32 protein-coding genes are annotated in these 25,431 nt (G+C 46.5%); 25 read left to right on the top strand and 7 right to left on the bottom strand.

The window, feature by feature from the left end:
• Nucleotides 1–32 precede the first annotated feature (32 nt).
• The 11 genes from WH37_RS35780 to WH37_RS26460 are packed head-to-tail and all read left to right on the top strand — an operon-like array spanning nt 33 to nt 10,138.
• Nucleotides 33–2,792 (top strand): hypothetical protein, encoded by a 2,760-nt coding sequence (locus tag WH37_RS35780; RefSeq protein WP_156182377.1) that lies wholly within the window; start codon nt 33–35, stop codon nt 2,790–2,792.
• Entirely contained in the window at nt 2,792–3,478 is a 687-nt protein-coding gene (locus WH37_RS26505) for a LysM peptidoglycan-binding domain-containing protein (protein WP_046233669.1), read from the top strand. The genes WH37_RS35780 and WH37_RS26505 overlap by 1 nt, the downstream gene beginning before the upstream one ends.
• Nucleotides 3,475–4,440 carry an XkdQ/YqbQ family protein gene (locus tag WH37_RS26500; protein WP_046233668.1) on the top strand — a complete coding sequence of 322 codons (966 nt, stop codon included), beginning with the start codon at nt 3,475–3,477 and terminating at the stop codon, nt 4,438–4,440. The genes WH37_RS26505 and WH37_RS26500 overlap by 4 nt, the downstream gene beginning before the upstream one ends.
• Nucleotides 4,437–4,703, top strand: coding sequence for a DUF2577 domain-containing protein (locus WH37_RS26495; RefSeq protein WP_331458078.1), 267 nt, complete (start codon nt 4,437–4,439; stop codon nt 4,701–4,703). Before WH37_RS26500 ends, WH37_RS26495 begins: the two co-directional genes overlap by 4 nt.
• Nucleotides 4,700–5,101, top strand: a complete 402-nt coding sequence (locus tag WH37_RS26490; protein WP_046233667.1) for a DUF2634 domain-containing protein — start codon at nt 4,700–4,702, stop codon at nt 5,099–5,101. Before WH37_RS26495 ends, WH37_RS26490 begins: the two co-directional genes overlap by 4 nt.
• Nucleotides 5,094–6,173, top strand: a complete 1,080-nt coding sequence (locus WH37_RS26485; RefSeq protein WP_046233666.1) for a baseplate J/gp47 family protein — start codon at nt 5,094–5,096, stop codon at nt 6,171–6,173. Before WH37_RS26490 ends, WH37_RS26485 begins: the two co-directional genes overlap by 8 nt.
• Nucleotides 6,166–6,753, top strand: a complete 588-nt coding sequence (locus tag WH37_RS26480) for a putative phage tail protein (protein ID WP_046233665.1) — start codon at nt 6,166–6,168, stop codon at nt 6,751–6,753. Before WH37_RS26485 ends, WH37_RS26480 begins: the two co-directional genes overlap by 8 nt.
• A complete protein-coding gene (locus WH37_RS26475) occupies nt 6,750–7,031 on the top strand; it encodes a hypothetical protein (protein WP_046233664.1) in 282 nt (93 codons plus the stop codon). Before WH37_RS26480 ends, WH37_RS26475 begins: the two co-directional genes overlap by 4 nt.
• Before the next feature lies 1 nt (nt 7,032).
• A complete protein-coding gene (locus WH37_RS26470; protein ID WP_046233663.1) occupies nt 7,033–8,292 on the top strand; it encodes a pyocin knob domain-containing protein in 1,260 nt (419 codons plus the stop codon).
• 17 nt (nt 8,293–8,309) lie between these two features.
• Nucleotides 8,310–8,762 carry a hypothetical protein gene (locus tag WH37_RS26465; RefSeq protein WP_046233662.1) on the top strand — a complete coding sequence of 151 codons (453 nt, stop codon included), beginning with the start codon at nt 8,310–8,312 and terminating at the stop codon, nt 8,760–8,762.
• On the top strand, nt 8,762–10,138 hold the full coding sequence (locus WH37_RS26460) for a polysaccharide deacetylase family protein (RefSeq protein ID WP_046233661.1): 1,377 nt from the start codon (nt 8,762–8,764) through the stop codon (nt 10,136–10,138). The genes WH37_RS26465 and WH37_RS26460 overlap by 1 nt, the downstream gene beginning before the upstream one ends.
• Before the next feature lie 180 nt (nt 10,139–10,318).
• On the opposite strand, the gene WH37_RS37530 is transcribed toward WH37_RS26460, so the two are convergent.
• Nucleotides 10,319–10,408 carry a putative holin-like toxin gene (locus WH37_RS37530; RefSeq protein WP_074904961.1) on the bottom strand — a complete coding sequence of 30 codons (90 nt, stop codon included), beginning with the start codon at nt 10,406–10,408 and terminating at the stop codon, nt 10,319–10,321.
• 156 nt (nt 10,409–10,564) lie between these two features.
• On the opposite strand from WH37_RS37530, the gene WH37_RS26455 reads away from it, so the two are divergent.
• The 3 genes from WH37_RS26455 to WH37_RS26445 are packed head-to-tail and all read left to right on the top strand — an operon-like array spanning nt 10,565 to nt 11,932.
• Nucleotides 10,565–10,867 carry a hypothetical protein gene (locus tag WH37_RS26455; protein ID WP_046233660.1) on the top strand — a complete coding sequence of 101 codons (303 nt, stop codon included), beginning with the start codon at nt 10,565–10,567 and terminating at the stop codon, nt 10,865–10,867.
• A 20-nt stretch (nt 10,868–10,887) separates the two neighbouring features.
• Nucleotides 10,888–11,172 carry a phage holin family protein gene (locus WH37_RS26450; protein WP_046233659.1) on the top strand — a complete coding sequence of 95 codons (285 nt, stop codon included), beginning with the start codon at nt 10,888–10,890 and terminating at the stop codon, nt 11,170–11,172.
• Nucleotides 11,138–11,932, top strand: a complete 795-nt coding sequence (locus WH37_RS26445; protein WP_052737236.1) for a M15 family metallopeptidase — start codon at nt 11,138–11,140, stop codon at nt 11,930–11,932. The genes WH37_RS26450 and WH37_RS26445 overlap by 35 nt, the downstream gene beginning before the upstream one ends.
• Before the next feature lie 40 nt (nt 11,933–11,972).
• Here the strand turns inward: WH37_RS26445 and WH37_RS26440 are convergent, their stop codons facing one another.
• From WH37_RS26440 to WH37_RS26425, 4 genes are all read right to left on the bottom strand, one after another.
• Complete coding sequence (locus WH37_RS26440; RefSeq protein ID WP_046233658.1) at nt 11,973–12,716, bottom strand: DUF5131 family protein; 744 nt, start codon at nt 12,714–12,716, stop codon at nt 11,973–11,975.
• Between the two features lie 61 nt (nt 12,717–12,777).
• Nucleotides 12,778–13,845 (bottom strand): three-Cys-motif partner protein TcmP, encoded by a 1,068-nt coding sequence (locus WH37_RS33960; protein ID WP_052737235.1) that lies wholly within the window; start codon nt 13,843–13,845, stop codon nt 12,778–12,780.
• Nucleotides 13,846–14,319: 474 nt separating this feature from the next.
• Entirely contained in the window at nt 14,320–15,123 is an 804-nt protein-coding gene (locus WH37_RS26430) for a toll/interleukin-1 receptor domain-containing protein (protein ID WP_046233657.1), read from the bottom strand.
• A gap of 159 nt (nt 15,124–15,282) precedes the next feature.
• Nucleotides 15,283–15,615 (bottom strand): YolD-like family protein, encoded by a 333-nt coding sequence (locus WH37_RS26425; protein WP_046233656.1) that lies wholly within the window; start codon nt 15,613–15,615, stop codon nt 15,283–15,285.
• Nucleotides 15,616–16,008: 393 nt separating this feature from the next.
• Between WH37_RS26425 and WH37_RS35770 the strand changes: the two genes are divergently transcribed.
• The 9 genes from WH37_RS35770 (at nt 16,009) to WH37_RS36705 (ending at nt 19,264) form a co-directional block, all read left to right on the top strand.
• Nucleotides 16,009–16,485: a hypothetical protein gene (locus WH37_RS35770; RefSeq protein ID WP_156182374.1), complete on the top strand. Its 477-nt coding sequence runs from the start codon at nt 16,009–16,011 to the stop codon at nt 16,483–16,485.
• Nucleotides 16,475–16,960: an accessory gene regulator B family protein gene (locus tag WH37_RS26415; RefSeq protein WP_046233654.1), complete on the top strand. Its 486-nt coding sequence runs from the start codon at nt 16,475–16,477 to the stop codon at nt 16,958–16,960. The genes WH37_RS35770 and WH37_RS26415 overlap by 11 nt, the downstream gene beginning before the upstream one ends.
• Complete coding sequence (locus WH37_RS37160) at nt 16,957–17,091, top strand: hypothetical protein (protein ID WP_269431350.1); 135 nt, start codon at nt 16,957–16,959, stop codon at nt 17,089–17,091. The genes WH37_RS26415 and WH37_RS37160 overlap by 4 nt, the downstream gene beginning before the upstream one ends.
• Before the next feature lie 12 nt (nt 17,092–17,103).
• Complete coding sequence (locus WH37_RS26410) at nt 17,104–17,478, top strand: LytTR family DNA-binding domain-containing protein (protein ID WP_046233653.1); 375 nt, start codon at nt 17,104–17,106, stop codon at nt 17,476–17,478.
• Nucleotides 17,479–17,694: 216 nt separating this feature from the next.
• The gene (locus WH37_RS26405; protein WP_046233652.1) at nt 17,695–18,084 is read left to right on the top strand and encodes a hypothetical protein; all 390 of its coding nucleotides are present in this window, start codon (nt 17,695–17,697) and stop codon (nt 18,082–18,084) included.
• A 56-nt stretch (nt 18,085–18,140) separates the two neighbouring features.
• On the top strand, nt 18,141–18,455 hold the full coding sequence (locus WH37_RS26400) for a S24 family peptidase (RefSeq protein ID WP_046233651.1): 315 nt from the start codon (nt 18,141–18,143) through the stop codon (nt 18,453–18,455).
• A 145-nt stretch (nt 18,456–18,600) separates the two neighbouring features.
• Nucleotides 18,601–18,735 carry a hypothetical protein gene (locus WH37_RS37155; RefSeq protein ID WP_269431349.1) on the top strand — a complete coding sequence of 45 codons (135 nt, stop codon included), beginning with the start codon at nt 18,601–18,603 and terminating at the stop codon, nt 18,733–18,735.
• Nucleotides 18,736–18,779: 44 nt separating this feature from the next.
• Complete coding sequence (locus WH37_RS26395; RefSeq protein ID WP_052737234.1) at nt 18,780–19,124, top strand: class I SAM-dependent methyltransferase; 345 nt, start codon at nt 18,780–18,782, stop codon at nt 19,122–19,124.
• Complete coding sequence (locus WH37_RS36705) at nt 19,121–19,264, top strand: hypothetical protein (protein ID WP_231594378.1); 144 nt, start codon at nt 19,121–19,123, stop codon at nt 19,262–19,264. Before WH37_RS26395 ends, WH37_RS36705 begins: the two co-directional genes overlap by 4 nt.
• Nucleotides 19,265–19,446: 182 nt before the next feature.
• Here WH37_RS36705 and WH37_RS26390 read toward each other — a convergent pair whose 3' ends face one another.
• Nucleotides 19,447–21,219: a cache domain-containing sensor histidine kinase gene (locus WH37_RS26390; RefSeq protein ID WP_046233650.1), complete on the bottom strand. Its 1,773-nt coding sequence runs from the start codon at nt 21,217–21,219 to the stop codon at nt 19,447–19,449.
• The gene (locus WH37_RS26385) at nt 21,216–21,980 is read right to left on the bottom strand and encodes a response regulator transcription factor (protein WP_046233649.1); all 765 of its coding nucleotides are present in this window, start codon (nt 21,978–21,980) and stop codon (nt 21,216–21,218) included. Before WH37_RS26385 ends, WH37_RS26390 begins: the two co-directional genes overlap by 4 nt.
• Nucleotides 21,981–22,289: 309 nt before the next feature.
• On the opposite strand from WH37_RS26385, the gene WH37_RS26380 reads away from it, so the two are divergent.
• Together WH37_RS26380 and WH37_RS26375 are read left to right on the top strand one after the other, a co-directional pair.
• On the top strand, nt 22,290–23,705 hold the full coding sequence (locus tag WH37_RS26380; protein WP_046233648.1) for a M20 family metallopeptidase: 1,416 nt from the start codon (nt 22,290–22,292) through the stop codon (nt 23,703–23,705).
• A 197-nt stretch (nt 23,706–23,902) separates the two neighbouring features.
• Entirely contained in the window at nt 23,903–25,378 is a 1,476-nt protein-coding gene (locus WH37_RS26375; RefSeq protein ID WP_046233647.1) for an MDR family MFS transporter, read from the top strand.
• The last annotated feature ends 53 nt before the right edge of the window (nt 25,379–25,431 follow it).

Below are 25,431 nucleotides of genomic sequence, written 5' to 3'. Positions count from 1 at the left end.
TGTTTTTTTATTCAGCAGGAAGGAGGTTAAGAGTGCCTACAATATCAACCTATCTAAAGATGATGGATCAGTTTTCCTCGCCATTGCGAAAAACAATTAATCAAGTTAATACTGCTATCGTTGCAATGGAGAGGTTAAGGCGCCTTGTCGAAGCGCCGGCAGAGTTTAAGGTCAAGGTAAATGCTTCACAGGCAGTTGCGCAGGTGCAGCAGATTGCAAATGCCGTGTCCTCAGCTGCATCTGATGTAGAAATTGCTGTGACGTTATCTAGCCAAGGGATTTCTCAGCAAATGACGCAAATCGAGCAACAGATTCGTTCTCATAGTCCTTCGGTGGTTATTAATGCCACAGTTAATTCAACTGAAATAGCTGCACAAATGCAGCAGCTTAGGCAGACGATATCCGCTTCGGGTTCTGCTGCGGTTATTGAGGTTGCTATTAACGCTGCGGATGTTACACAAAAGATAGCGGATATTCAGAGTCAAATACGTAATGGTTTAACTGCTTCTGCTGTTCAAGTCACTTTGGATGGGGCGGCAGCAGTTCAAGAGGCGGCAGCGCTGAGGGGGCGTATTGATGGAGCGCTTACGCCAATAAATATTACTCCTCAGATTCATGTGGATGCTACCGCAGTGCGCAATCAATTGCGGATGCAGATCAGTGGCATAGGCAATATTAATGCCAATGTTCGCTTGGAGCCCCATATGCAGATTAATCTGGCCCAATTGCGTAATCAATTAAATTCACAGTTAAGCGGGTTATCTTCGCATGCGCCTATAACTGTCCAAATTAAGCTTGATACTACCCGAGCATTATTACAAGCAACAGCGCTGAGGATGCAAATTCTATCCCGTATTGGGACGATTGTAGCAACTGTGAACTTGAGCTCAAACCTTACCACTTTGCTCCAGGAGCTTATTCACTTAGTCAGGGAATTGACGGCCGCCGTTCGTAATATCCCACCTCCTGGAGGCGGTGGAGGTGGCGGGGGCGGCGGTAGTGGAGGAAGAGGCGGGTTTGGTGGAATGGCCGGGCAACTGGGCGCGCTTGCTGGCGGATACTTAGGGTACCAAGGTGGCAAAGCATTAATAGGAGCAACCATTGGTGGCGCTATGGAGCAGCAACAAATCATCGATACCTTTAGTGCCCGACAAGGGGATGGGGCTTTAGGCGAAGCAACCTATAATGCCATCGTCCAACAAGCTCTGGACTTGAGGCAAGATGTTGACCAGGCTTTGTCAGGTTCAATGTCCTTCTTGAGCAATACAAAGGACCCCGAAAAGCTTATGCAATTAAATGAAATGGCGATGAGGTTACAGAAGCTCAACCCTGCAGAGGGGCTCGAAGGTGCCGCATTCTCGATGAAAGAGTTATTATCGGGTGACTATGTATCGATTGTTGAGAGATTTGGTTTTAACAAGGCCACCCTTAAAGATAGTGATGCCTTAGCTGCAGGTAAAGCGGGTGATATGGATGGTTTTATTAAGGGCATGGATACATTGCTTAATCAGCAGAATATGTCCAAAGAAGCTTTCATGAAAATGCTAGATTCCCCCGCGGCTAAATGGCAAGGCATTTTATCCAGATTTAAAAACCAGCTGAAGCAGACTGGTAAGGATGCGCTTAAAGCGCTAGAACCTCTATTCGATATGCTTGAGCAGGCATTTAAAGAGGGGAAGTTTCAGCCGTTCTTCGACACAATTAAATTAGGTCTCGCAGGTTTCGCTGCTGCTGCGAGAATTGTCATACCTTTCATTATCGATCATGCAAAAACCCTGCAAAATGTCCTTCTGGCTATCGGGGTTGTTGCAGCTGCCGTCGCAGTTATTTTCTTGATCGATTGGGCGATTGCAGCATGGCCGATCTTGTTGATTATTTTAGCGCTAGTTGGAGTCCTGGAGGTTCTGAATTACCTCGGGATCTCGACACCCGAAATTATCGCGGGGATTGCCGGCTATTTTAATTTTCTCGGAGTGTATTTACAAAATGTATTCACGTACATCAAGAACGGATGGACCATACTAGGTGATTTCATACACAATTTCATGATTGACCCTGTTGCCGCTGTTAAATTGCTGTTTTTTAATCTAGGTAGCAATTTTTTAGGCTTCATGATCACATGGGCGGAAGGCGCCGAGAAATTCGCTGACTCTTTTGTAAAGAGCGTCGGGGGAGCAATCAATAAGATTTTAGGGGCTGTTGGAGTATTGGCGGGGAAGCTGGGTGAGATTCCTGGTCTTGAGAGTCTGAAAGGCTTTCAAACTATCACAGTAGATACGGATTCTCCTTCAGGAGTGTCAGACTTCTTGAAAAAACTCAAAAGTAGTTATGAAAATGAAGCAGCCAAAATAGTGGCTGATAACCCGGCATTGCAGCAGACACCGTTGGAGCAGTACAAAAACGGATCTGAATACTACGATGCGTTTATGGAGGGCTACAATGCTGTAATGGCCGCATTCGGAGACGCAGATAATCTTGTTGGGGATGCCAAAGCCATTTACGACAAGATTAAGGGACAGCTCGAAAACGGCAATGGCTCCAACAATATTGATAAAGTCGGCAAGGTTGGCAAGATCGAGGATTCCGTCGATATCACAAGCGAGGATCTTAAGACAATGCGGGAGTTGGCCGAGATGAAGAACATTCAGAATTTCGTGACTCTTACTCCTATCGTGCAAGTAAGCGGAGATAATCATTTCAGCCAAGATGTGGATATGAGCGGCTTTATTACTAAACTCACGGGTGGTCTTGAAAAAGAGGTTGCGGCGTCGGCTAAAGGGGTGTATGCATAATGGCATACGGCATTTGGCTAAGCTGGGACAACAAAGCGGATGAGCTTCAATTGCCGGTTAACCCAAGCAGTATAGAGGTGGGTGAGGGGAGCAATACCGCCACCTATGACATCGAAAAAGTGGGGGAAATATCCGTAATAAAGAGCCCTAAACTTACTTCGTATAGCTTTGACGGGTTGTTCCCGGCTCGTAATTACCCGTTTTCAGCAGCTCCGGTTTTGGCACCGATGACACGCCGCGGCCTTAAGTTTAATCCATACGTGTACTATTTGGAAAAATGGAGGCGTTCCAAGCGCCCGATCCGTTTTGTATTGGTTACGGACCGCTACGAGATCAATACAGCCTGTAGCATCGAGTCATTCACGTGGCAAGAGTCAGGCGGTAGCGGCGGTGATATCGAGTACACTCTAACGCTCAAGCGTTATTTTTTTTATGCGGCGACTCCTGTCGAGGTTAACCAGGCTGGAGACAACGGGGAGACCACTGTCACCAAGAAAGAGCCGGAGCGGGCAAACGAAAAAGTGCAGCCTAAGACGTATACCGTAGTAAAAGGGGACACCTTATGGATCATCGCCAAGAAGCAGCTTGGCAATGGTGACCGTTGGAAGGAGATACAGAAGCTTAATAATATCTCCGACGCTGACCTCAAAAAGCTGCAGGTTGGAAAGGTGCTGAAGCTCCCATGATTGAGCTGATACTAGATAATAAGGACGGCCAGCTTTGGGATATTGGGAACATTGCCACGGATATTACTTGGCAGACTACTCGGATTGGCAAGGCTGGTAGCTTGCAGTTCACATTAATCAAAGGGGGACTCTATGAGAGTGCCTCTTTTTCTGTTTCATGCGGAGATATTGTCCGATTCCGTTATGACAAACAGAATGTTTTTTACGGGTATGTATTTTCCGTCGATGGCGGCCGGGATGAAAAAGTGCGCATAACTGCATACGATCAGATCCGTTACCTGATGAGTTCCGATACTTATGTGTTCACTGGTGCGACAGCAGCTGATGTTATTCAGCGGATCGCGAAGGATGCCGGGTTAAAGGTCGGCGCCATCGATGCGCCGGCATACAAAATTCCTTCCATGGTAGCGGACGGAGAAAAACTGCTTGATATCATCGACAAGGCGCTGACGCTGACGATTATTAATGATGGAGGCAATTATGTATTTTTCGATGATTTCGGGGCACTATCGCTACGCCTAGTTGATAACATGATGGTGGGCTTTATGATCGGTGACGGTAGCCTGATGTATGACTACAGCTTCAAGCAGTCTATCGATCAGGATACGTATAACAAAATCAAACTTGTCCGCGACAACAAAGAGACTGGTAAGCGTGATGTGTATGTGGCACAGGACAGCGCGAATATCGCGAAGTGGGGGCTGCTCCAATATCACGAAAAGGTCAATGAAAAAATGAATGATGCTCAAATCAAGCAACTCCTTGATGCGCTGGCCGCGTTGAAGAATAGAGAAACCAAGTCGCTCACGGTCAACTCATTAGGGCAGCTTGGTGTACGAGCCGGCAGCTATTTGCCGATCGTCATTGAGGAATATAAAATCAACCAGCCCTTCTTGGTTAATACCTGCACGCATCGGTTTAATGGCGACCATACAATGACGTTGGAGTTGATGGTCGTATGACCATGGGAAATTTACTCCAATTGATCAAGCAGGCTGCGACAGACGCTGTTGCCGCGGGAAACCCGGTAAACATAATGTTCGGCGAGGTCATCACAGTTTCGCCGCTTAGTGTTCGCGTGGATCAGCGATTTGTTCTTACGGAAGAATTTTTTGTCATTACCGAAACAGCCGCTTCCAAAATAACGGAAGGGGCTGTTTTTGTCTTGCTGCGCGTACAGGGTGGGCAGCAATATTTGATTATGGATAAGGTGGCGGTCACATGATCCCACAAGGGGGTAGCCTTACAAACGTCACGGTGCGGGAAGTGCAGCAGCCTTCGTTAACGTGGGGCGTTGATTTTACAACGGGGCGAATTACGGGCAAAGTGGACGGCCTTGCAGCAGTGCGGCAGGCGGTGCTGAAAGCCTTGCAAACGGACCGCTTTTGGCATGCCGTGTACACGTTCAATTACGGCCATGAGCTTGGCACCCTATCAGGTCGAAGCCCGATTTACGTTCAGTCTGAGGCGGCCCGTATGATCAGCGAAGCGCTGCTGCAGGATGATCGCATAACGAGCGTGGATGACGTGCAGGCCGTTGTCCAGGGCGACGAAATGACTGTCTCATTCACAGTCGTTACGGATTTCGGGAGCTTTAGAGAGGAGTTGAATCGCGGTGTATGAGCATATGACCTTTGATTTTATCCTGCAGCGCATGCTTTCTCGCGTTTCCGATGAAGTGGATAAGCGAGAGGGAAGCATCATATACGATGCATGCGCGCCTGCAGCTGCGGAGCTGGCACAAATGTATATCGAGATGGACATTAATTATCAGCTCACTTTTGCGGACACAGCCAGCGGAGAATACCTTTCCCGCAAAACAGCAGAGTTCGGCGTCGTTCGTACAGAGGCGACGACCGCTGAACGTAAAGGACTATTTTACAACCAGACTAACGAGCTTATTGACGTTCCTCTGGGCAGCCGTTATGGCCTTGGTGAATTGACGTTTGTTGTATCGGAGCGGATCAGCATCGGCACATTCAAAGTCGTTTGCGAGACAGCGGGCAGTGCAGGCAATGAACAGTTTGGCGATATGTTGCCGATCGATTATGTCAACGGATTGGCTCGGGCTGTTCTGTCCGACGTAATTGCACCAGGAGAGGAAGCGGAAACGGATGCCGCACTGCGCGAACGTTTTTATTCTTCCGTCAACGAGCCAGCGTTCGGCGGAAACATTGCTGATTACAAACAAAAAATCAATGCCATTTCAGGTGTCGGAGCTACAAAAGTATATCCGGTATGGGCCGGAGGCGGGACGGTTAAATGTAGCATCATCGCATCGGACTGGAGCCCGCCATCGCCTGTACTGGTCACCGAGGTTCAAACTCTGATTGATCCGACTGTAAATAGTGGGCAAGGCATCGGTATGGCCCCAATCGGCCACGTTGTAACTATCGTTGGAGTGGCTGGGGTATCCGTCAATATTGAAACAACCCTCACACTGGCGGTTGGCATGACGGTGGGACAAGTACAGTCAGATGTTCAAGCGGCCATTTCGGCTTATCTGCTTGAGCTCCGCAAGGACTGGACCAATCAGCAGCAGCTCACGGTCAGGACAGCGCAAATTGAAGCACGTATTCTGACCGTACCAGGCGTTGAAGATGTTGCCGGCACATTGATTAACGGCGGTGCCAGCAACTTCACACTTGGAGCTGATGCGGTGCCTACGTTGGGGACGGTGACGCTGCATGCCTGACCGGATACTCGTTCAGCTTCCGGACTATTACCGGGAGATAGTTGATTTTGTGGAGCTGGATGCAACGGAGTCGGCCGAGCTGGATCTGCTGCAGGCATCCGCTGAGCAGCTCTTTAATGATCAGTTTGTCGATGAGGCGGGTCTGCAGGCGATTAAGCGGCGCGAGCAGATGCTTGGTATTCAAGCAGATTCGGCGACAGAGTCGCTAGAGTTCCGCCGGCGCCGCATCCTTAACCGATATCAGACCAAGCCGCCGTTCACGGTCCGTTACCTGCAGCAGCAGCTTGATATGCTCGTTGGCGTCGGTATGACGGTGGTGACGCTAGATGCGGCTGCCTTCGTGCTGGTCGTTACGGCCAATATCGACGAAGCTGCTGTATTTAAAGAGGTACTGCGCACGGTGGAGACAATCAAGCCGGCAAACGTTGTCTACCAGCAAAACACATCCCTTGAAAACCCAATCGAGCTTGTTGAAAGCATCAAGCGACAAGAAGTGACTTGGAATTACAAATTGAATGGTACTTGGCAGCTGGGAGCCAAAACTTTCGCTACGCTAGGAACAGAGGTGGTCATCAAATGATCGAGCCAACACTATTGCATGACGTCGCAACTTATATCGATGGCCGGGCGGCTAAGGTGGTAATCAATGGGACATATGCCATTACGGATTTTGAGGTGAAGCAGGTGACGGGCAGCACGCTTGCACTAAACTATCTTGTTCCCGCGTCTGCCGTCTCGCTTATCACCTCAATTGAGGTGAGGGATGCAGCAGACGTGGTGCTTACCTCAAACGCGGTGAACGTACCGATCTTGGCAGACCATTTGATGCTGCAGACAATTACTGTTAAGGAGGTTTAACGTGGCAAAAACAGATTGGGGCATGAATGATATCGTCCAGCCTTCCGACCTTAATCAGTTGGGGCAGGAAATCAACGAGAATACAATCAAAACGCAGTCAACATCTGGAGGCAACCTTGACACGTTTAAAAATAACGGGACTTTTTACGTCAATAATCCCGCGAATGGACCGATAGCCAATTTTTATGGCTATCTTCAAGTAATCAACATTGGAGCTGACTCACATGTCATGCAGTTGGTTCATTCCCTTTCAAATCCTCCGCGGATGTGGATGCGGAGATGTACTGTAGGAACATGGTGGCCATGGGAGGAAGTTGCCCGAATGAGCACCATGCAAAATCTGGGGTATGGAGTAACAGCAGGCACGAGTATCGCGTATTTGGCCACAATCGCATCAGTTACTGCTCTTATTGATGGATTGCGCATCACGGTTAAACTGCATGTAACTAATGGCGCGAATCCTACAATAAATGTGAACGGGCTTGGAGCAAGGGCCATTATCAAGCCAAACGGATCTGCACCGAGTGCAGGATATTTAAAGGCCACGGTCTATACCCTTGTATTGAGTGGTACAAATTTTATCTTACAGGGTGAAGGGGGTGAATACGGCACAGCTGTAGCTGCTGAGGTTGTAGCAGGAAAAACGATAGGAACAGAGACGGGTTTAGTTGCTGGCACAATGCCGCTTCGCGGCGGCGAGGAGTACGCCGGATGGGTTCGCGCTGAAATGGGACCTACAGGCCCAACGACAGGGAGACTGCATTTGCGCTCTCCTTTAGGAGCCTATCTTAACGGCGGAGGAAATGGCGCGGGCTACATGGGCATCTTTGCTGATGATCCTGATTTTATCGCAGCGAACGTCCGGCAAGGTGTAGATATGTTTGGATTGCTAGGCGCTATGCCTGTCGGGTATACAATTGTAGCAGGAACGGTAACTAACGGCTCGATATCTACTTCAAATAGATTTCCGTCATATGAAGGGGGCAGTGATGGTGGGTATATCGTCGAGATAACAGGCCATAACGTAACGCCAAGAATCGTGTTGCTTATGAACAATGCGTTTTATGGAGGTTACACTCTTTATTGTGAGGAATTATCTCCAGATACTATTGTGGGCTATCCAATCAGATCAAGACAGACCAACACAACGAGGACGGATTTTTCTAGACACGCTAATCCGAGCGATTTTACATCAAGCTATATATGTTTGCCTTCGTGGTCCCCGGACACGACATTTAAATATATCATCATCGGACAATAGGAGGGGGCGGCATATTTATGCCTGATATTCAGAAATTCTCTATTCATTCCGGTCGCATAATTGGAGAAGATGGCAACACCGTCAACTTGGTGGATCTCATCAGAAGTATAGGCGGTGGTGGGGGCGGGGGTTCGCCCGTCACGCCCACGCAGCACACGTTTCAGAACGCAGCTATAGAAGTAGGAGACGGCATTCCGCTGGTGGTAGGTAATAAATCGACGCTTATTGTTGAAATTACAGGCACCGCCACAAGCAGGATGCTCGAATTTAAAGCGTTGGGGCCCAGCGGTGCACAATATGCGCTTATGGGTAGCAGGGTCTCAGATTATACTCCTGCTTCTAGCACGACTGGTGGAACGCCCGTCACTGGCGAGATGTGGGAGTTTGGGATACAAGGGCTCAATACAGTTATTATTAGGGTGTCTGCAGTTACCGGAGGCAATGTGACCGTTAAAGGGACGGTGATTTGATGGACAAAGTAGCAAGGGGCATGGCAGATCGGGCCATTCAATACGGCAATGTCATGCCGCAGGTGCTTAAGGAGCAGGCCACACTTTCCAAGGGTGGGGCGATAGGCATCGGGGACAAGGCTGCATTCGCCATTACCTTTGACGATTCGACGTATTTCATGAAAACCAACATGCTCGCCGAAATGCGTTCCCGCTTCTTCCCGTGGACAATGGGGCTCATTACAAACCCCAGTAACGACAACAATAAAACAGTGACTGTTGCTGAATTCAAAACATGGGCTCATCGCTGGGGCATGGAGCCTTGGGCTCACGGATACAATCATGATACGCCGTGGAATAGGGGTGACCTAACCCGCGAGATCGTCTTATCAAAAAATACAGTGGAGTCCTATTGGGGTTTGAAATGCCAAGGATTTATTCAAGTAGGGGCTACGCCGTCTGGCGAATACAAGGACCTGGACAAGAATAAGTTAATCAGCAACTTTTACAGCGAAGCCGGCCGAATGATTTATGAAAATCATGCGCATTATTCGGCATACATTGGGCCAATCGTTCGCCGGCTGCCGACAGGAAATTATTTAGGAGCTGCTCGGTACACGGTCACGGCTATGCCGCCCGGGAAGACCAGCGCGCAGCATAGGGACGACACACTGGCTCAGATTGCGCTTTGCATCAAGTACAAGCTTGCAATGGCCTTCCTGATCCACCCGCAGCAGATTGATTACACAAATGTCGGCTCCAGCAACCAGATGTACTATTCTGACGTAGTCTTAATCCTTGACGCGCTCAAGGCAGCAAGGGACGCCGAAACAGCCGAAATGCTTACCTTGTCCGGATTGCTATATGCTGACCACAGTACGGTGCGAGTGGATTTAGCAAAGGACAATTTGATTACATTCGCAGGCGTTTCTCCGGAAGCTCCAGGCTTTTGGTCGCTTACGAATAGCTCTTATTGGGGGGATAAGATTTTTCACGCTTCTTCTCCAACGTGGGGCGTTCCAAGTTTCGAGCAAACCAATTTATACGATGTCGCTGGCGAAAAGAGCTTGGTGGGACAGATCAACAATCTGTTTGCATTCGCGGGGGAATCGTTCGAGTTGCGATGTCGAGTTCGTTCAACCACGGCGCAGCAACAACGGATTAAATTGCAGTTAACCGGCACATCGGGTTTGTTTTTGGATATTCAGGCAGGGGCCACGAACACGAACCTGTGGGGAGAGTTTTACGCGCAACCAGGACAGGGCTCTTTCTTGCGAGTTCCTTTCACGCTACCGATTGACACGACCTTTTTAAAGGCAGCGTTAGGTCGCGGTAACGGAGCTGCGGGTAGTGGAAATGGACTTGAATGGGGAGAACTGAGTATCGTTAAAATTTAGATGTGTAAAGTATGTATTACATCAAAAATTGCTTTGTGTTATAATACAGGAAGAAACAGCTTATACTGCAAAGAGAGCCGTGCTAGTAACACGACTCCCAGCGCAACAGCCGCTTTTAAGGGCGGTAGGCTTCAAGAGGATTTACGGGAAAATAGACCGCTACCTTTGACCGAGGGCGGTCTATTTATTTTTGTTGAACAGTAGTGCTATTAGCGCCACGAGAAGCGTACCAAAGGTAAGCATAAGCATGAGTGCTTCAAATACTGTCACAAGGCATCCCTCCCTTCGTAGAGAGGTAGCCGACCGCCCATAAAGCCTATTCTATTGCTTCCTGATTATAGCATAATTTTACCTGTTAATATATTCATAACATTAAGCTCCGCTGATGCGGGGCTATTTTTTATGTCAAAGGAGGTGGAAGCGAAAATGAATCAATCAACTCTAATGATGCTCGTCTCAGCTGCTGGAATCATCAGCGCCATTATACTTGGTTGGATCGGCCAGAATCGAATGGTGCGTCAAAACACACGAAACGATGCGGGCAGCGATGCTGTTTTAAAGACTGACGTGGACTATATTAAGCGCGGCGTGGACGATATGCGGCTGGAACAACGAGCGCAAGGACAGCGTTTCGAAGCTCTATCAGAACGCGTGATTAGAGTAGAGGAGTCAGTCAAACAGGCCCACAAGCGAATTAACCGTTTGGAAGGAAGTAAAGACGATAATTAAAATTGAAAGGAATGATAGATATGGAATGGAACGTTATTCAAGGACTTATTAAAGCGGAACTGCTTGTTTTGGTGGCAGCATGCTGGGTGATCGGATATGTGCTTAAGCAAACACCGCGAGTGCCAAATTGGAGCATCGTTTATATTGTGACGGGCGTTGCTGTTGTGGTTTGCCTGTTGCTAACCGGCCTTAACGTAGAGGCATTTATTCAAGGCATCTTGGTGGGGGCCGTGTCCGTTTATGGTCACCAACTCGTAAAGCAAGGAGGTAATGCTGGTGCTGACACTGACGCAGGTAAAGAGTAAGTCGGCGGCGCGCCTGGCGGGCTTATTACCCGTCGTTGCTGCAGCGGCTGATCGTCTGATTGAGAGGGCATATAATCGTGGGGTGCCCATTGTAATAGTGCAGGGCCTGCGAACAATCGCAGAGCAAGATGCACTTTATGCGCAAGGACGAACAGTGAAATTTGATGCCAAGGGGAACAAGTTGTCCATCGTGACTCAAGTCAAGGGCGGGTACAGCTTTCATAATTACGGCGTAGCGATAGATTTTGCGTTGTTGGCTGCCGATGGGAAACAAGTGTATTGGGATACGAAGCGCGACGGTGACTTTGATGGCGTTGCTGATTGGACAGAGGTTGTGCAGGAGGCCAAGGCGCTTGGCTTTGCATGGGGAGGCGAGTGGACCTCATTTAAGGATTATCCTCATTTCGAAATGACGTTTGGGCTGACAACAGCACAATACAGAGCGGGACAGCGGCCTACAGCGGTGCAGATCGCTGCAGCGCAAGCGAAAATTGAACAAGGAGATGAAGAGGGAATGACAGCAGCAGAACAAAAAGCGTTTGAAGCATTGGGGGAAAAGGCAAGTAAACAAGAGGAATTGATTGAGGGGTTGGAGAAGCGTCTGGCCGATCTGGAGAGCAAGCACAAAATGTCCGTTCCGAGCTGGGCGCAGTCATCCGTAGATGCGGCCGTTAAAGCAGGCTTGATTGATACACCGGATGGTGGTAGCTATGATTTTTACCGCTTTGTTGTGTTACTTAAACGTAAAGGATTGATTTAGCAGCAGAAATCCCCGCGACTATTAGGTCAGCGGGGATTTCTTATAAAGTTATTAGTTTTTTTTGGTTTTCTGTTGATATGTCAGGGAATTCATCCCAAGTTCGCCCTTCTAATTCTCTTCCATATCTATGTTTTCGTACTCCGCCCCACTGTTTAAAGAAGAACGCGACATTTTGTTCTAAACATTGATCGCGTATACTGGTAACCCATTCCTCATTCATAGGACGGGCACCACTCCCACTTTCTCCACCAACAATTACCCAATGGATTCCATCCAAATTTAGATTATCTAGAGGTCCCAGTAGTGGTTCAATGGATAAAAAACGTACTTGAGCTGGAACTAGACGTAAGTCATCTATTCGATGAAGTACACGACTGTTTTCAACACTCACTCCTTGCCATACATTTGAAGGCCACCTTAACTGACTTGAAATTTCTAATAATCGCTCAGATCTTTTTGTAAGAATTTGAAAGGTATGCCAGTGTGCAGCGTTCATCGTTTCAAATACTTCGTGTATAAACTCAATAGGAATGTCCTTATGGTATAAATCAGACATTGAGTTGACGAAGATTCTTCGAGGTCTTTTCCAGGTTAATGGTAATTTAGTTAAATCGTGATGTAGAGTAAGATTGAATCCATTTTCATATCTACGATTTCTCATAGCGTGTAATCTTTTAGCCATTGTAGCAGCATAACAGTTTTTGCATCCATCAGAGACCTTTGTACAACCAGTAACGGGATTCCAAGTAGCTTCTGTCCATTCGATGGACGACATTGTAGCCATTATGATCCCTCCTCGCTTTTAATAACAGTATAGCATACAAAAATAAGAACGTACATTCGGCTTATGGGAAGTTAATAATAGTTCCTTTTACATAGCCTTTTCTGCTGCCGCTAGGTCTATTTACAGTAATTGTTTTCTCCTTCTCAAGAGGGACAAGTGTTTTTGTTTTAATGTGTGTGCTAAGATACGGTGTTTCAAACAGAACAAACTCTTCTATTTTCTGTATTTGGACTGATTGTTTTGAAAATTTATGGAGTAAAGTTTCTTTTAAAGGAGTAAGATCCGGGCTATCTTCAAAAAGTACTAATTGATTCTTATCTGTAGTATCACGAAATGTATAATTACCCATTGGGTCAGCTGCCCACATTGCTGCTTTCATTTTTTCTAACCCAACTTTATTATTTGTGGCGTAGATCAGATCGAAAATAGTTGCATTTTTCTTGTTTCTAACGTTAAAACTTCTTACAAATTTTACTTTTGCAGAAGTCTTCAATTGTTTGAAATATAAATCTAAGAAAGCATAATGCTTTTCTGAAGGCTCAAGATCATTTATTTCTTTCCATTCTTCAGTTCCAAATAATTCTGTATGATCTGTTACTGATGAAGAGCGGATAACACCAGATGACATGAAATTGAAAAACACTTCACAACTGTTGTAGGATAATATTTTCTGTGAAATGCTAAACGGGACACCTTTAGTTCCGAAAGGATCAATGAAGGTAAAGGTTGGTGCGAGCGAAGTTTTAATATTACCAAGTATTTTTTCCATTGCAACATCGAATTTTTCATTCAAAGGAATCACTTTGAATTCATCAGGTAGGGCTAATTTTTTGATTTCATTTAAAAGAGATTCATAGGATTCTTTATCTTCCTCAATAAAAACAAATATAAAATCCTTTTTCATTAGCTTCACTTTATGCTGTTTAAAGATATCTAGAGCAATTTTTAATGCCTTAATTGGTGATCCGTCTTCACCTTTGAGATATCTACCCGGACCAGCAAATCCATCAATGTAAATAATCCGTTCAAAAGTATGGGCCATTATCGGAAACCATGCTTTCAGATAATTTTCTAGAACAACATGTTTCGCTTTAGTATGAGATTTCATTTCCCAAGTCAATAAATTCACTCCGTTAATACTCCATCGGTTGGAGGATTTGCTAGTACTTTTAGTATAGATAATATACTACAAAAGTCGTAATTTGGCGATATGTGGGAAAAAAGAGGGAGATTTCTAACTAAATGCTTGTGTCAGAAATGTCATTATGCTAAATTAAAAAAGAGCCGTATGGGAAAGCATCCCTGCGGCTTTTTTTGTTCCCGTTAACCATTAGGTCGGCAGGGCTTTTTTTGTTTTTAAGCAGGCTTCAATTTCAAATCCTCGATACCATTGAAAAATTCAAATTCATTCAACTCTTTTAATTTTGATTCATCATCCAGCATTGAATAGGTTCTGTTTCTTTTTTCCCATTCTCTGACTGTCCCAAAGTATAAAGTCACTCTCCTATCTGTATTTCTTATTTGCAAGTAATGCTTTATCCCTAACTATTTTCATTTCACATTTCTCTCCTGATGTTAAGATAGAGGGGCAATGAACTTGAATTTATTTGCCCAGTATAAGATGCCTGTATTCTCGCATAATTGCAGAATCAAATTGTATATCTACATTTGCTGAATGCCTGGCACCATAGGAATCAACTCTCAACGCTAAGGGCGGAGAAATTACTGTTATGTATTCTTCAATTCCATTAAGATTCCCCTTTAATTTATCAATGTTTTCTTTCTCAACTTCACCAATGGAAAGTACTACTCTGAGCGCACTAGGATTATTATCAATTAGTTGATATATTTCTGAAGGATTATTAGTGAATGTGTATACAAATTTCTTGATTTTTTCACCTTTAGTGTAGCGCCCTTCAAATCTACTAATTTTACTTGCAAGATCAAAGAAATCTGTTTTTAACTTACCTCTTCCCCCTACAGCGGCTTGGATGCTTCTAAAGGCGAATTCAATTTGCGATGGCATATTGGCTTGAATCGCGTTTAGACTATTTATTGGGTGGGGGAGCTTGGAGAAGTCCATGCCAGAATGACAAATAGGCACCGCAGGAATTGCAGGCCCTTGGTTTAATTCATTTAGTTGGTTTCTAATCCAGACAGATCCTAATTCAAAATTAATCCAATTACGATTAACTGAAAATGGACTAATTAAAAAGAGTGCTGCACTGCATTCTATAAGGTTCTTTTCTATCTTTTTCAGGAAGTGTGCTCCCGCCGGTATAGAAGTTCCATCTGAAGAAACGAAAATATCTACAAACCCACTAAATTCCTCTTCTAGTGCATCTTTAAATAAAATAGCTAATTCCTGCTCTTCGTGAATGTGCGAAATGAAAATCAATCTGCTCATTGAATATCCCCCAGTTTTTATCAAATAATCTTGGCTTGTTATCTCAAGACTAAACCAGAAATAGAACATGAGCAATAAGAAAATTGGGCTCAAAATGAAGAATCCAATAAGTATATGGGAAAGAAGTTATTCAACTATAAATCCTGAGGCACCTCGTTTTTACCAATCTTCATACTTTTCAACGCGCTCAATATCCTCAATTTGATACCAATCATCTTCCACTCTAAAGGCGCCGCGCAGATCTGCTATGGCATTGACAACGCCCTCCACGCGTAGTGTTTCGAACGGATCATACATCTGTATGCTCAGCGGCACGCGATGCTTATACGAGGATCTCAGGGCTATTGATATAAGCTCCTTTTCCTGCTCATCCAATTCAACCCGTTCCCGTCGGTGACGTTCTTTCAATAGATTTAAGTAAGCGGCGCGATGCTCCGGCAGTATGATGCGGCTGCTCTCCCATAGACCGTTATCCGCAAGCTTCTTGCTCATAACCAACACCCCCATGAGTTTTATTATATGCAAACAAGTGTTCCTATATCAAAGGTAATAAATTACAGCTAATGGAGAGGACGCATTATTCATATAGCGTCAAATTCCGTATTGCCAATTTATATGTCATCATGCAATGATGACAATGTAAAGTATAGTTTCGTTTTTAAAAATACAAATAAAGACGGTGGCGACCTGGATACAATTGTTTTTTTGTTGTTAAGTATGTTTGATGCTCTTGCTGTCGTTATTCTTATGTTTAAAATCTTTAGGCAGAGTCTGCGGGAACACAAATATATAATCGCGTTGTTATGCGCCTTCAGCTCATGCTCATCTTATTTATTTAGGGTTGTTCTTGATCTATCGCCTGTATTGGACATGGTGGCGCAAATTATGATTTTCCTTTTGTTCAATAGGTTCTTATTGAAGGTGAAAGTATTTTATTCATGGGTAATGGTAGCAGCGGGGTTTGGCGTATTCGTGGCTTTACAAATGCCTGTTTACTACGTCGCGACGCTGTTCGGAGTCAGCGAGTCCGTCGCGGGCAGCACAGGCGGGGCAGGAGTCGAGACCATACAAATATTGACCGATTCTGCGGCGTTGATTATAGGCGTCATCTTCAAACTCTTCAACCTTGGCTTTGCATTCATCGTGATTCCGCCGCACGATTTTGACATCAGAGAGAAGTTTTTTAGCGGAACAAACCGATTAATCATTGTCTCGACATTTTCCCTTGCTGTCATTATTACAGCTGCGTTGTACATAACCATACATTTCAATGTGGTCATGTTCATTTATCCATTAGTGTTGTTGGCCTTGATCATACTATATTATCTGTCTAGTAGGAGGGATCGGGAGGATGATGATTGAATACATTTCCAAAAAGATAGCCTTGTCGATAAAACGGGCTGATCCACAGGGCGACGTGTCGGTCAATGTGATGGCCTACCAGCTTGGATACTGGATCAATCCGGCACTCATAGCTGCCGTCACCTTAAGCATGGGATGGGCGACAGGCGCGTTCCTCATGACTTTGATGGGCATGGTCGCTTTTTGCATCCTGAGGCATTTTACAGGCGGGGTTCATCTTTCTTTGACCAAATGCTTTGTTGTTTCGACAGCCCTTCTTTCAATAATTCCTCATATTGTCCTTAATGATGTAACCGTGATAGTATTAACCTTGTTGAGTATGTTCGTATTACTGATTTACCAGAGGGGGAGCGGCGCCCCCCTGCTGCTAATATTGTCTAATATATTTCTGCAATCGGATGTAATTGCGCTCGCTTTCTTGGCGCAAATGGCATTGGTTGCTATTAAACATCAGGATGGGGGTGCAAGAGAATGAAACAAAAACTAGCGCGTAAACTCTCGAAAGTCCTTGAAAAAGAAGCAATAAAGTCAGCTGAGTCAGACAAGGAAGCAAATTTTAAAATTTTTATCGGCACGCAGCCAGTGCCGAAAGAACTGCGCAAGTAGAGTGGTCCGACAATGGATATGACATCGGAGTTTTTAGGGCAGAGAGTTTGGGACGATGATGAGCGTTTGGGCGATCAATTCGTCACTTTAAAGATTAGTGAGATTTTTAAAGTCGACATGTTTCAGCCCAAGAAAAACTATTCTGTCCCAAGGTTTCACACAGCAAAAGGGGTTTTTACGGTAGTTTTAACATTGGACGCCTGTAAACAAATTTTCATGCCGCTTGGCTTTAAGTCGCTGGATAGCAACATCCTTGTCAACATCGACCATATTGAATATGTGAAGGTCGATAGATGGGGCAGTACAGCATTTTTTGAAGGCGGAGTAACTGCAAATGTAATAAATCGTAAGCTATATTTAGTGGAGCACTTAATCAAAAAGGACTGATTCTCGGAAATTCGGGGGTCGGTCTTTTTTTTTTGATCCAAAATTATACATTCGGACTATATAAAAGTCAAGAAATTCCTTGACTAGTCTCGAAATATGGAAGCCGTTCGACACCATACGACAATAAGGTATATACTCCCTATGCTATATTAAAAATGTAAAACCGAGGGAAACAAAAAAACACATAGAGATAGATAATATAAAAGGAATGGCATCATGAGGATTGCAGAATTTGAGTCAGTAATGATCAAACATTTTGCAGCTATGAAACGAGCATGGTCAGGTAGAGGACCAGTCGCGACCTTATTAAAGGTCCGTGGTAACAGGGTCTCACTAGTCTACGTCGCACAGTTCACCAACTTTGAGCTCTACCTGCTCGGTCGAGAGGTGAAACACGGGACTTTTGATGACTTTTTAAAAGAGATACTTGAAGTAATGCGGGGAGACTTCACGCCGCTATTTGGCGGGCTGCATGAGGGACTAAAAATAGACGATATGAAGACGTATGTGACAGGGGACAACTTCCGAATACAAACGACATCTATCGTGCTGAATAAGGACCTGAGAAAGCTAGTAATGAATGATCAGGTTAAAATCCCATCATAACAGAATAAGGGTTGGAAGCCGTATGGAGAAATGCCGGATCGGAGGCCGACACGAAGATGCTGATAAACAGCGTACTTTGTGTCGGCTTTTTTATTAAAATCAGCAAAGGAGATTATCAGAAGATGTATATTAATGTAGGGAAAAATTTTGTGAGTGAAATAAATATTGAGCCAGGCGATATGGTACTGGTATCAGATACGAATATTTTTGAGCAGGGAGATATTGTAGCCATGCGTCTAAATGACGAAATAGCAATTAGGAAATTACAAAGTTACGAGGGTGAGCAACCTGTATATGAGGATAATAATATTGAAGGGTGTAACGGCTGCGTATTTCTAGGCAAGGTGGTCCAAGTAGTGTATTCCCCCTAAAATACAGCCGGGGGGAATGAGGGGGAAAGGGGAAAAAAAGGGGAAAAAAAATTCATTCAAATGATATTCGGTGAAATCGGTAGACACTATAATTTTTATAAAATGCAGTAACGGCGGCATTTTGAAGCTAAAGGAGCCTCTCTGAATGAGAGTTCCTTTAGCCTTCCAAGCTAATAGCGTGGGTTCGATTCCCATCACCCGCTTAAACGTTACAAAGCACGAAGAAAGCCTTGCGGCCTGCAAGGCTTTTTTTCCTTTTTTAAAGGATGATAATTTTTAAATCGGGGTGTAAAGTAAAGAAAGATGCCGTAAAGGGCAAAGGAAATGACGGACGATGAGCAGATTGAATATCGCCAGCTTGCGATTGAGGACATCGATTTTCCAGCGGAGGAGTTCGATATCGTAATTAGCTCGCTTGCGCTGCACTATGTAGAGCAACTGGGCGGCCTCTTTTATAAAATCCATCATTGCCTGACGCCAAGCGGCGCATTTGTATTTTCGGTAGAGCATCCGGTGTTTACCGCGCTTGCGAGACAGGACTGGCATTATGGCGATGAGGGAGAAAAGCTGCATTGGCCGCTGGATGATTATCATAGGGAGGGCCTGCGTCAGTCCAGATTTCTGGAGCATAATGTCATCAAATACCATCGACGGTTTCAACCTATATGAACGTTTTGATAGAATCTGGGTTTGAGCTTAAGCGGCTTTCGGAGCTGCAGCCGACGAAGGAGCTGCTGGATAGTGATCCGGCTTGGCAGGAGGAAATGCGCCGTCCGATGTTTTTGTTAGTTTCAGCGGTGAAAAAATAACAAAATAAAATTAGAGGCATTTGCTGTTAGCAAGCTGCCTTAACCTAAAGAGACGTTTGCTCTGTGTAGAACAGAGCAGGCGTCTCTTTTTATCTAGAGGGAGGCGAAGTGGACGGAGAGGAGGGGAGGAGCAATGTGGCGAAGGGTAGTTCACCCCGGATAGGTATAAAGCTCGCACGCGCTCAATCTATTGGGATAGCGATGTATATGCCAGTTCCCCAGCCAAGCTTGCTGCGGATGGTCAGACCAAAGGCTTTGCCATAGGTAAGCTTTAATCTTTTTTGCGTATTAAACATGCCGATATGCTGGGATTGCTCCAGGCTGCTTTCCAACTGGATTCGTAAATGCGCGAGCCTTTCAGCCGTTACGCCTATGCCGTTGTCGACGACGGAGAGCAGCAGCCGCGCGCCGAACACCCGTGCTTTCACTCGGATTTGGCCGAAGCCGTCTTTTTCTTTTATGCCATGATAAAGGCTGTTTTCAATAAGTGGTTGGAACGTCAGCTTAAGCACATGATATTTGAGTGCTTTGTCATCTACGTCCCAGCTTACATCGAATTTGTCCTTGTAGCGTGTGCGGAGAATGGCGATATAGGGTAGCGTTTGATTGATTTCTGTTTGCAGAGAAACCATGCCCGAGCCGCCTTCCAGTGAATAGCGCAAAATATCGGATAGATTTTCGATAATATCGGTCATATCATTGGGGCCTCCGGTCAGCTTGCTTGCTTTCCAATTGAGCGTCTCTAGTGTATTAAAGAGAAAATGCGGATTGATTTGCGCATGCAGCGCTTCGAATTCCAGCGTTTGCAGCAAATATTTTCGCTCGGACAGCTGTACCTTTAAGAAATTATGCTCGATGAAATGATTAAGCGTATTTTGCAAAATGTAGCCGAACACATCCTTTGAGTAACGAGGCAGAGGCGGAAGCGGGCGGCCGCTCTTGGCGAAATCCAAAATCGTGACAATCGCCTTCAGATTGCTGTAGTTTTTGCGGGTCAGCCAGTAGGCCAGCATAGTGCCGATTGCAAATGAAATGATCAGCAGCACCAGCGTAGTCAGCTTGAGCCCATTTGGAATGACATATAAGGAGTCGCTGGGCACGCTTGAGAGAAAGGTCCATTGGTATTTTTCCGAGGCCAGCTTGTTCAGCACCTGCGTTTCGCCATTCACCTTCATAGAGAAGAATGAGCTGTCTGTCTTATAAATTGTCTCGGCATCGTCCGCGGTCAGCTTATAATCAGGATGATTGCGAAAAATAACATTATTGTCCCGGTCCAAAATGAAAATGCTTTGTCCTTGCAGGGTATCCAGCTCGTTTAAGCTTTGCGTAATGTAATCGGGCTTTACATTCAGTACAATGATGCCATCGTTGTCGGCAGCTACGGAAATGCGGCGGAACATCGTAATGACGTTCGTCTGCACGGTGGACTGGCCAGTTGTTGGACGGATGACGGGCCGGCTTTCCGCCCACATCAGCTCATCTAAAGGGTGGTTCTGATAGCTGTTGTACCAGTCCGCATCGTAAAAGTCATTCAGCTCGACCAGGCCGCCAGTCGTTGAGGAAATAAATCGCTTGCGGTCGTTATTCAAATATATATAGATCGAATCAATATAAGGCTTGCCGATAGAGGGAGAATCGATAAAGTTTTTGAGCGAGGCAAGCTGATCGTAATCGACGGGCTCGGGAAATTCTTTGGTCATCATATTTTTCAAATTCGTAAATTGCAGGGCGCTGGCGACAATATGCAGGTTCAACGTATCCAGCTCGTTAAAGATCAGCTCGATATTGCCTTTCGTCTGCTTGAGCAGATTCATATTGTTATTGTTGATTTCCTTCGTTATATATTGCGAAATGAGGAACGTGGACAACGTGCCGAGCACCAATAACGGCACAAGCATTGGAATAAGAAAAGTAAGCAGATTGCGGGCGAAAAATTTGAAATACACCTTGGTCATTCGAATCGCCTGCCATCCGTATTCCGGTATTCTCTAGGCGTTTCTCCAAAATAGCGGCGGAACGTGCGCGTGAAGTTTTTGGCATTGCTATAGCCAACCAGCTCGCTGATTTCGTACGTTTTATAGGAAGGGTCCTTAAGCAGCTCGGCCGCTTTGTTCATACGGACCGCAGTTAAATAATCGGAGAAGTTTTCTCCCGTCTTCTGCTTAAAATATTTGCTTAAATAGTAGGGGTTCATATATACGACATTAGAGGCATTTTCCAAGGAAGCTTCCTTGTAATGGAATGATATATAATGCTTGATTTTATCAATCGCTGTTTCGGGGGCCGCCAGTTCTTCAGTTGGAGCCTCTTCTGTCTCGGACTGCTGCTCAAGCAAAGCCTTGAGGTCAAGGTCCTCTTTAAGGCGCTCGAAAACTTTATTGATTTCGCTGTATTTCGTCGGCTTCAATAAATATTGCTTCACGCCATAGTTCAGCGCCTGCTGGGCCAGCTCAAATTCGCGGTGGCCGCTGAGCAGCACAACGCTTACGCTGGAACGCTGCTCAAACAGCTTTCGGGCAACGTCAATTCCTCCCATCTGCGGCATCTTAATGTCGCACAGCAGCACGTCCACAGGCTGCTCCGCCATATATTCGAGCGCATGTAAGCCATTCGCTGCTTGTCCGACTACCTCGAAACCAATATGATCCCAAGGGATGTACTGGCTTAATCCATTGCGAATTTCAATCTCATCATCAGCAATCAACAGCTTATACAAAGGGCAGCCCCCTTTTCCAGAGTTATATATTGTGTTATGTTAAGTGACATTATAGCATTGCATAAACAGATATTCTATGAAAAATGACTGGGAAATGAGTAGTTTTATTCGTTTTATAAAATAGGAGAAGGAAGGTTGGTGTCAAAAATGGGGGCGGAATATTGAAAAATGATACCTTTCTGCCTTGTTAACGCTGGGAATACGTTAAAAAAGGAGGGTAATTCACAAATGCAGTCCCTGTTTATGTTTTAGGTTCTCTTGTTATAATTATGTTATGTAATTTAACGTTGAATCTGGAGGTGCAGGGGCATGCTGAAGCAGGGTTTGGAATTAAGCGATATGATTGAGCTTAAGAAGCCATTGTTCACGGCGTTAAGCGATCAAATTTGGGCACTTGCCGAGACACGTTTTGAAGAGCACCAATCGGCTGAGCTGCTGTGCAAGGCGCTTGAGGAGGAAGGGTTTCACATAGAGCGGGCCGTCGGCGGCATAGAAACAGCGTTCATTGGTAGCTACAGCTACGGCGAAGGAGCGCCTGTCCTCGCGATATTGGGCGAGTTTGACGCGCTCGCAGGATTGAGTCAGCATAAGGAGCTTGCTGTAGAGCAGCCGGTTGTGCCGGGCGGTAATGGGCATGGGTGCGGCCATAATCTGCTCGGCACGGGCTCGCTGGCTGCTGCTGTTGCACTGCGCCATTATATGGAGCAGAACGGAATCCCGGGAACGGTGCGCTATTATGGCTGCCCAGGCGAGGAGGGTGGCTCGGGAAAAGCGTTTATGGCGCGCGAAGGCTTGTTCGATGATGCAGACATGGCGATATGCTGGCATCCGGGAGGCTTGAACGGCATTATGCCGGGGAACTCCCTTGCCAATTACCAAATTTATTATAAATTTAAGGGCCGTGCTTCCCATGCAGCGGGCAGTCCGCATTTGGGCAGAAGTGCGCTCGATGCGGTCGAGCTGATGAATGTGGGCGTTAACTATTTGCGCGAGCATATCATACCGGAAGCTAGAGTTCATTATGCGGTGACGAACACGGGCGGCATCTCGCCGAATGTTGTACAAGGTGCGGCAGAGGTGCTGTACCTTATCCGTGCGCCCGAGACGCCGCAGGTAGAGGAAATCTATCAGCGTGTGTGCAATATTGCAAGAGGGGCTGCGCTGATGACGGGCACCGAGGTCGAAATCGTATTCGATAAGGCCTGCTCTAATTTGGTGCCGAACCATACGCTTGGTCGTGCCATGCATAAGCAGTTCGAACAACTGGGTATGCCTGTATTTTCCGAAGAGGAGCAGCGCTACGCCCGTGCCATTCGCGCTACGCTGTCGGAGGCGGACAAAGCCAGCGTTCCCTTTAAAGAGGTTGCAGGCAAGGATTTATGCGACATTTTGCTGCCCTTTGACGAGCGGGAAGGCGGGAGCCGCATGTCGGGCTCGACGGATGTAGGCGATGTAAGCTGGATTGTGCCAACCGTGCAATGCTTCACATCCTGTGTCGCCATCGGCACGCCTTTCCACACGTGGCAGGTCGTCGCACAGGGCGCCTCGTCTATCGGTCATAAAGGCATGCTGCACGCCGCCAAGGTGATGGCGATGACCGGACTCGAAGCGCTGCAATCGCCTGAGCTGATTGCGGAGGCGAAGGCGGAGCTGAAGGAACGGCTGCAGGGCGGAGCTTATGAATGCCCAATACCCGCATACGTAAAACCATCGGCGAAAAAGTAACAATGGCAACGAAAAGCATAGCGCAATAAAAAAAGGCTGCGAAGCTTGTTAGGGTAGGGCGCGTGCAGCCTTTTTGCGATCAAGCTTTTATTATCAGGAGCATGAGGCGCTGCTGGCAAAGTAGCACATGAAGCGGCACTTGTTTTGCGGCTTCGTGCGTTCACGGCATAGGCTGCCGCCAAAGGAGAGAAAGGGATATGTCCGCTTCGCGTAAGGAAGCAACAGGAGAATTTTCGGAAGGCTCGTTTTGGCCGATTATGACAGCGATATTTTTCGGCGCGTTTTTATCCGTATTGGCTATTTCCTCGATTAATGTGGCGATTCCTGTGCTTATGAACCATTTTCAAGCAGAGCTAAGCACCGTGAAATGGACGCTGACAGGTTTTATGCTAGCTAATGGCATTATCGCTCCGGTGACGGGTTATTTAGTAGATAAGCTGAGTGCTAAATATTTATACATTTGGGCGCTTATCGGCTTCACGGTATCGTGCGCGCTTTGCGCAGTGGCGTGGAGCATGGAGGCGCTGATCGTATTTCGGCTGCTGCAAGGGCTGTTCAGCGGTTTAATTTTGCCTGTGACGATGACGATTATTTATCAGGTTATTCCGCGGGAGCGCCAAGCCTTCGCCAGCAGCATGTGGAGCCTTTCTACCGTACTCGCGCCTGCGCTTGGGCCAACGTTGTCGGGGTGGCTCATTCAGTCGCTGTCCTGGCAGTGGGTGTTTTGGATGAATCTGCCCTTCGGCATTGCTGCAGTGCTTGCGGCTTGGAAGCTGCTTCCGCATTACCGATTAAGCGAGCCGAAGCGCTTTGACAGTTCTAGCTTTGCGCTGGTCATTACGTGCAGCTCCTTCCTGCTGATTGCGTTCAGTGAAATCGATCAATGGGGCTGGGGCTCATGGAAAACAGTCGGGCTGCTGGCTGCCGGAATGCTGCTGTTGCTTGCTTTTATTTGGAGGGAACGTTCTGCCGCAGAGCCGCTGCTTGATCTGTCAGTGTTCAGCAATAGACGGTTTGCAATGTGCCTCATCGTCAGCAGTGTGCTTGGCATGTCGCTTTACAGCGGATCGTATTTGACGCCGGTCTTCCTCCAAACGATTCAAAACGCTTCCGCGATGGAGGCGGGACTGGTGATGCTGCCAGCTTCCATTGCCATGGCGGTTTTTATCCCGATTGCCGGGAAGCTGTATGGGCGTGTTGGTCCAGCTAGGCTAGTGCTGACAGGCCTTTTGCTAATGGGAATTGGAACGCTCGCCATGTCGCGGTTAACGGTGGATACGCCGCATAGCTATGTTATAGGTTGGATGATTGTTCGCAACATTGGCGTGGCGCTTGGCATTGTGCCGGTCTCGAATGCGGGGATGGAGCAAATTGCCCGCCAGATGACGGCTCATGCTTCTTCGGCAAGCAATTGGGTGCGTCAGGCGAGCGCATCGCTCGCTATTGGCTTGTTTACGTCGCTGCTGTCGACGCGGCTCATGGTGCATGTTGCGGAAAGGGCTCCGCAAGCACCAGATAAGGATGCAGAGCTGCAGGCCTACACGATGGCGATTAATGACGTTACGCTTCTGGCGGCGATTATTGTATTCGCGGTTTTGCCGTTTTTATGGGTGCTTCGGCGGCGGAAGGAGCCAGCGACCATCCCTTCAGATCAAGCCTTGGTTCATAAATAACATAAGCTGAGGCGACAAACCAGCAAATGGAGAACCGGAACCGAACAAAAAGC

The sequence above is a fragment of the Paenibacillus algorifonticola genome (assembly GCF_000971975.1).
Classification (GTDB): Bacteria; Bacillota; Bacilli; order Paenibacillales; family Paenibacillaceae; genus Pristimantibacillus; species Pristimantibacillus algorifonticola.
This window is presented reverse-complemented; position numbering and strand designations above follow the sequence as displayed.

Coding starts and splice junctions, on each gene's coding strand:
- WH37_RS26505 (WP_046233669.1), top strand. CDS start 2,792: ATGGCATACGGCATTTGGCTAAGCTGGGACAACAAAGCGGATGAGCTT.
- WH37_RS26500 (WP_046233668.1), top strand. CDS start 3,475: ATGATTGAGCTGATACTAGATAATAAGGACGGCCAGCTTTGGGATATT.
- WH37_RS26495 (WP_331458078.1), top strand. CDS start 4,437: ATGACCATGGGAAATTTACTCCAATTGATCAAGCAGGCTGCGACAGAC.
- WH37_RS26490 (WP_046233667.1), top strand. CDS start 4,700: ATGATCCCACAAGGGGGTAGCCTTACAAACGTCACGGTGCGGGAAGTG.
- WH37_RS26480 (WP_046233665.1), top strand. CDS start 6,166: ATGCCTGACCGGATACTCGTTCAGCTTCCGGACTATTACCGGGAGATA.
- WH37_RS26475 (WP_046233664.1), top strand. CDS start 6,750: ATGATCGAGCCAACACTATTGCATGACGTCGCAACTTATATCGATGGC.
- WH37_RS26465 (WP_046233662.1), top strand. CDS start 8,310: ATGCCTGATATTCAGAAATTCTCTATTCATTCCGGTCGCATAATTGGA.
- WH37_RS26460 (WP_046233661.1), top strand. CDS start 8,762: ATGGACAAAGTAGCAAGGGGCATGGCAGATCGGGCCATTCAATACGGC.
- WH37_RS26455 (WP_046233660.1), top strand. CDS start 10,565: ATGAATCAATCAACTCTAATGATGCTCGTCTCAGCTGCTGGAATCATC.
- WH37_RS26450 (WP_046233659.1), top strand. CDS start 10,888: ATGGAATGGAACGTTATTCAAGGACTTATTAAAGCGGAACTGCTTGTT.
- WH37_RS26445 (WP_052737236.1), top strand. CDS start 11,138: ATGCTGGTGCTGACACTGACGCAGGTAAAGAGTAAGTCGGCGGCGCGC.
- WH37_RS26440 (WP_046233658.1), bottom strand. CDS start 12,716: ATGGCTACAATGTCGTCCATCGAATGGACAGAAGCTACTTGGAATCCC.
- WH37_RS26430 (WP_046233657.1), bottom strand. CDS start 15,123: ATGAGCAGATTGATTTTCATTTCGCACATTCACGAAGAGCAGGAATTA.
- WH37_RS26425 (WP_046233656.1), bottom strand. CDS start 15,615: ATGAGCAAGAAGCTTGCGGATAACGGTCTATGGGAGAGCAGCCGCATC.
- WH37_RS35770 (WP_156182374.1), top strand. CDS start 16,009: ATGATTTTCCTTTTGTTCAATAGGTTCTTATTGAAGGTGAAAGTATTT.
- WH37_RS26415 (WP_046233654.1), top strand. CDS start 16,475: ATGATGATTGAATACATTTCCAAAAAGATAGCCTTGTCGATAAAACGG.
- WH37_RS37160 (WP_269431350.1), top strand. CDS start 16,957: ATGAAACAAAAACTAGCGCGTAAACTCTCGAAAGTCCTTGAAAAAGAA.
- WH37_RS26410 (WP_046233653.1), top strand. CDS start 17,104: ATGGATATGACATCGGAGTTTTTAGGGCAGAGAGTTTGGGACGATGAT.
- WH37_RS26405 (WP_046233652.1), top strand. CDS start 17,695: ATGAGGATTGCAGAATTTGAGTCAGTAATGATCAAACATTTTGCAGCT.
- WH37_RS26400 (WP_046233651.1), top strand. CDS start 18,141: ATGCTGATAAACAGCGTACTTTGTGTCGGCTTTTTTATTAAAATCAGC.
- WH37_RS37155 (WP_269431349.1), top strand. CDS start 18,601: ATGAGAGTTCCTTTAGCCTTCCAAGCTAATAGCGTGGGTTCGATTCCC.
- WH37_RS26395 (WP_052737234.1), top strand. CDS start 18,780: ATGACGGACGATGAGCAGATTGAATATCGCCAGCTTGCGATTGAGGAC.
- WH37_RS36705 (WP_231594378.1), top strand. CDS start 19,121: ATGAACGTTTTGATAGAATCTGGGTTTGAGCTTAAGCGGCTTTCGGAG.
- WH37_RS26390 (WP_046233650.1), bottom strand. CDS start 21,219: ATGACCAAGGTGTATTTCAAATTTTTCGCCCGCAATCTGCTTACTTTT.
- WH37_RS26380 (WP_046233648.1), top strand. CDS start 22,290: ATGCTGAAGCAGGGTTTGGAATTAAGCGATATGATTGAGCTTAAGAAG.
- WH37_RS26375 (WP_046233647.1), top strand. CDS start 23,903: ATGTCCGCTTCGCGTAAGGAAGCAACAGGAGAATTTTCGGAAGGCTCG.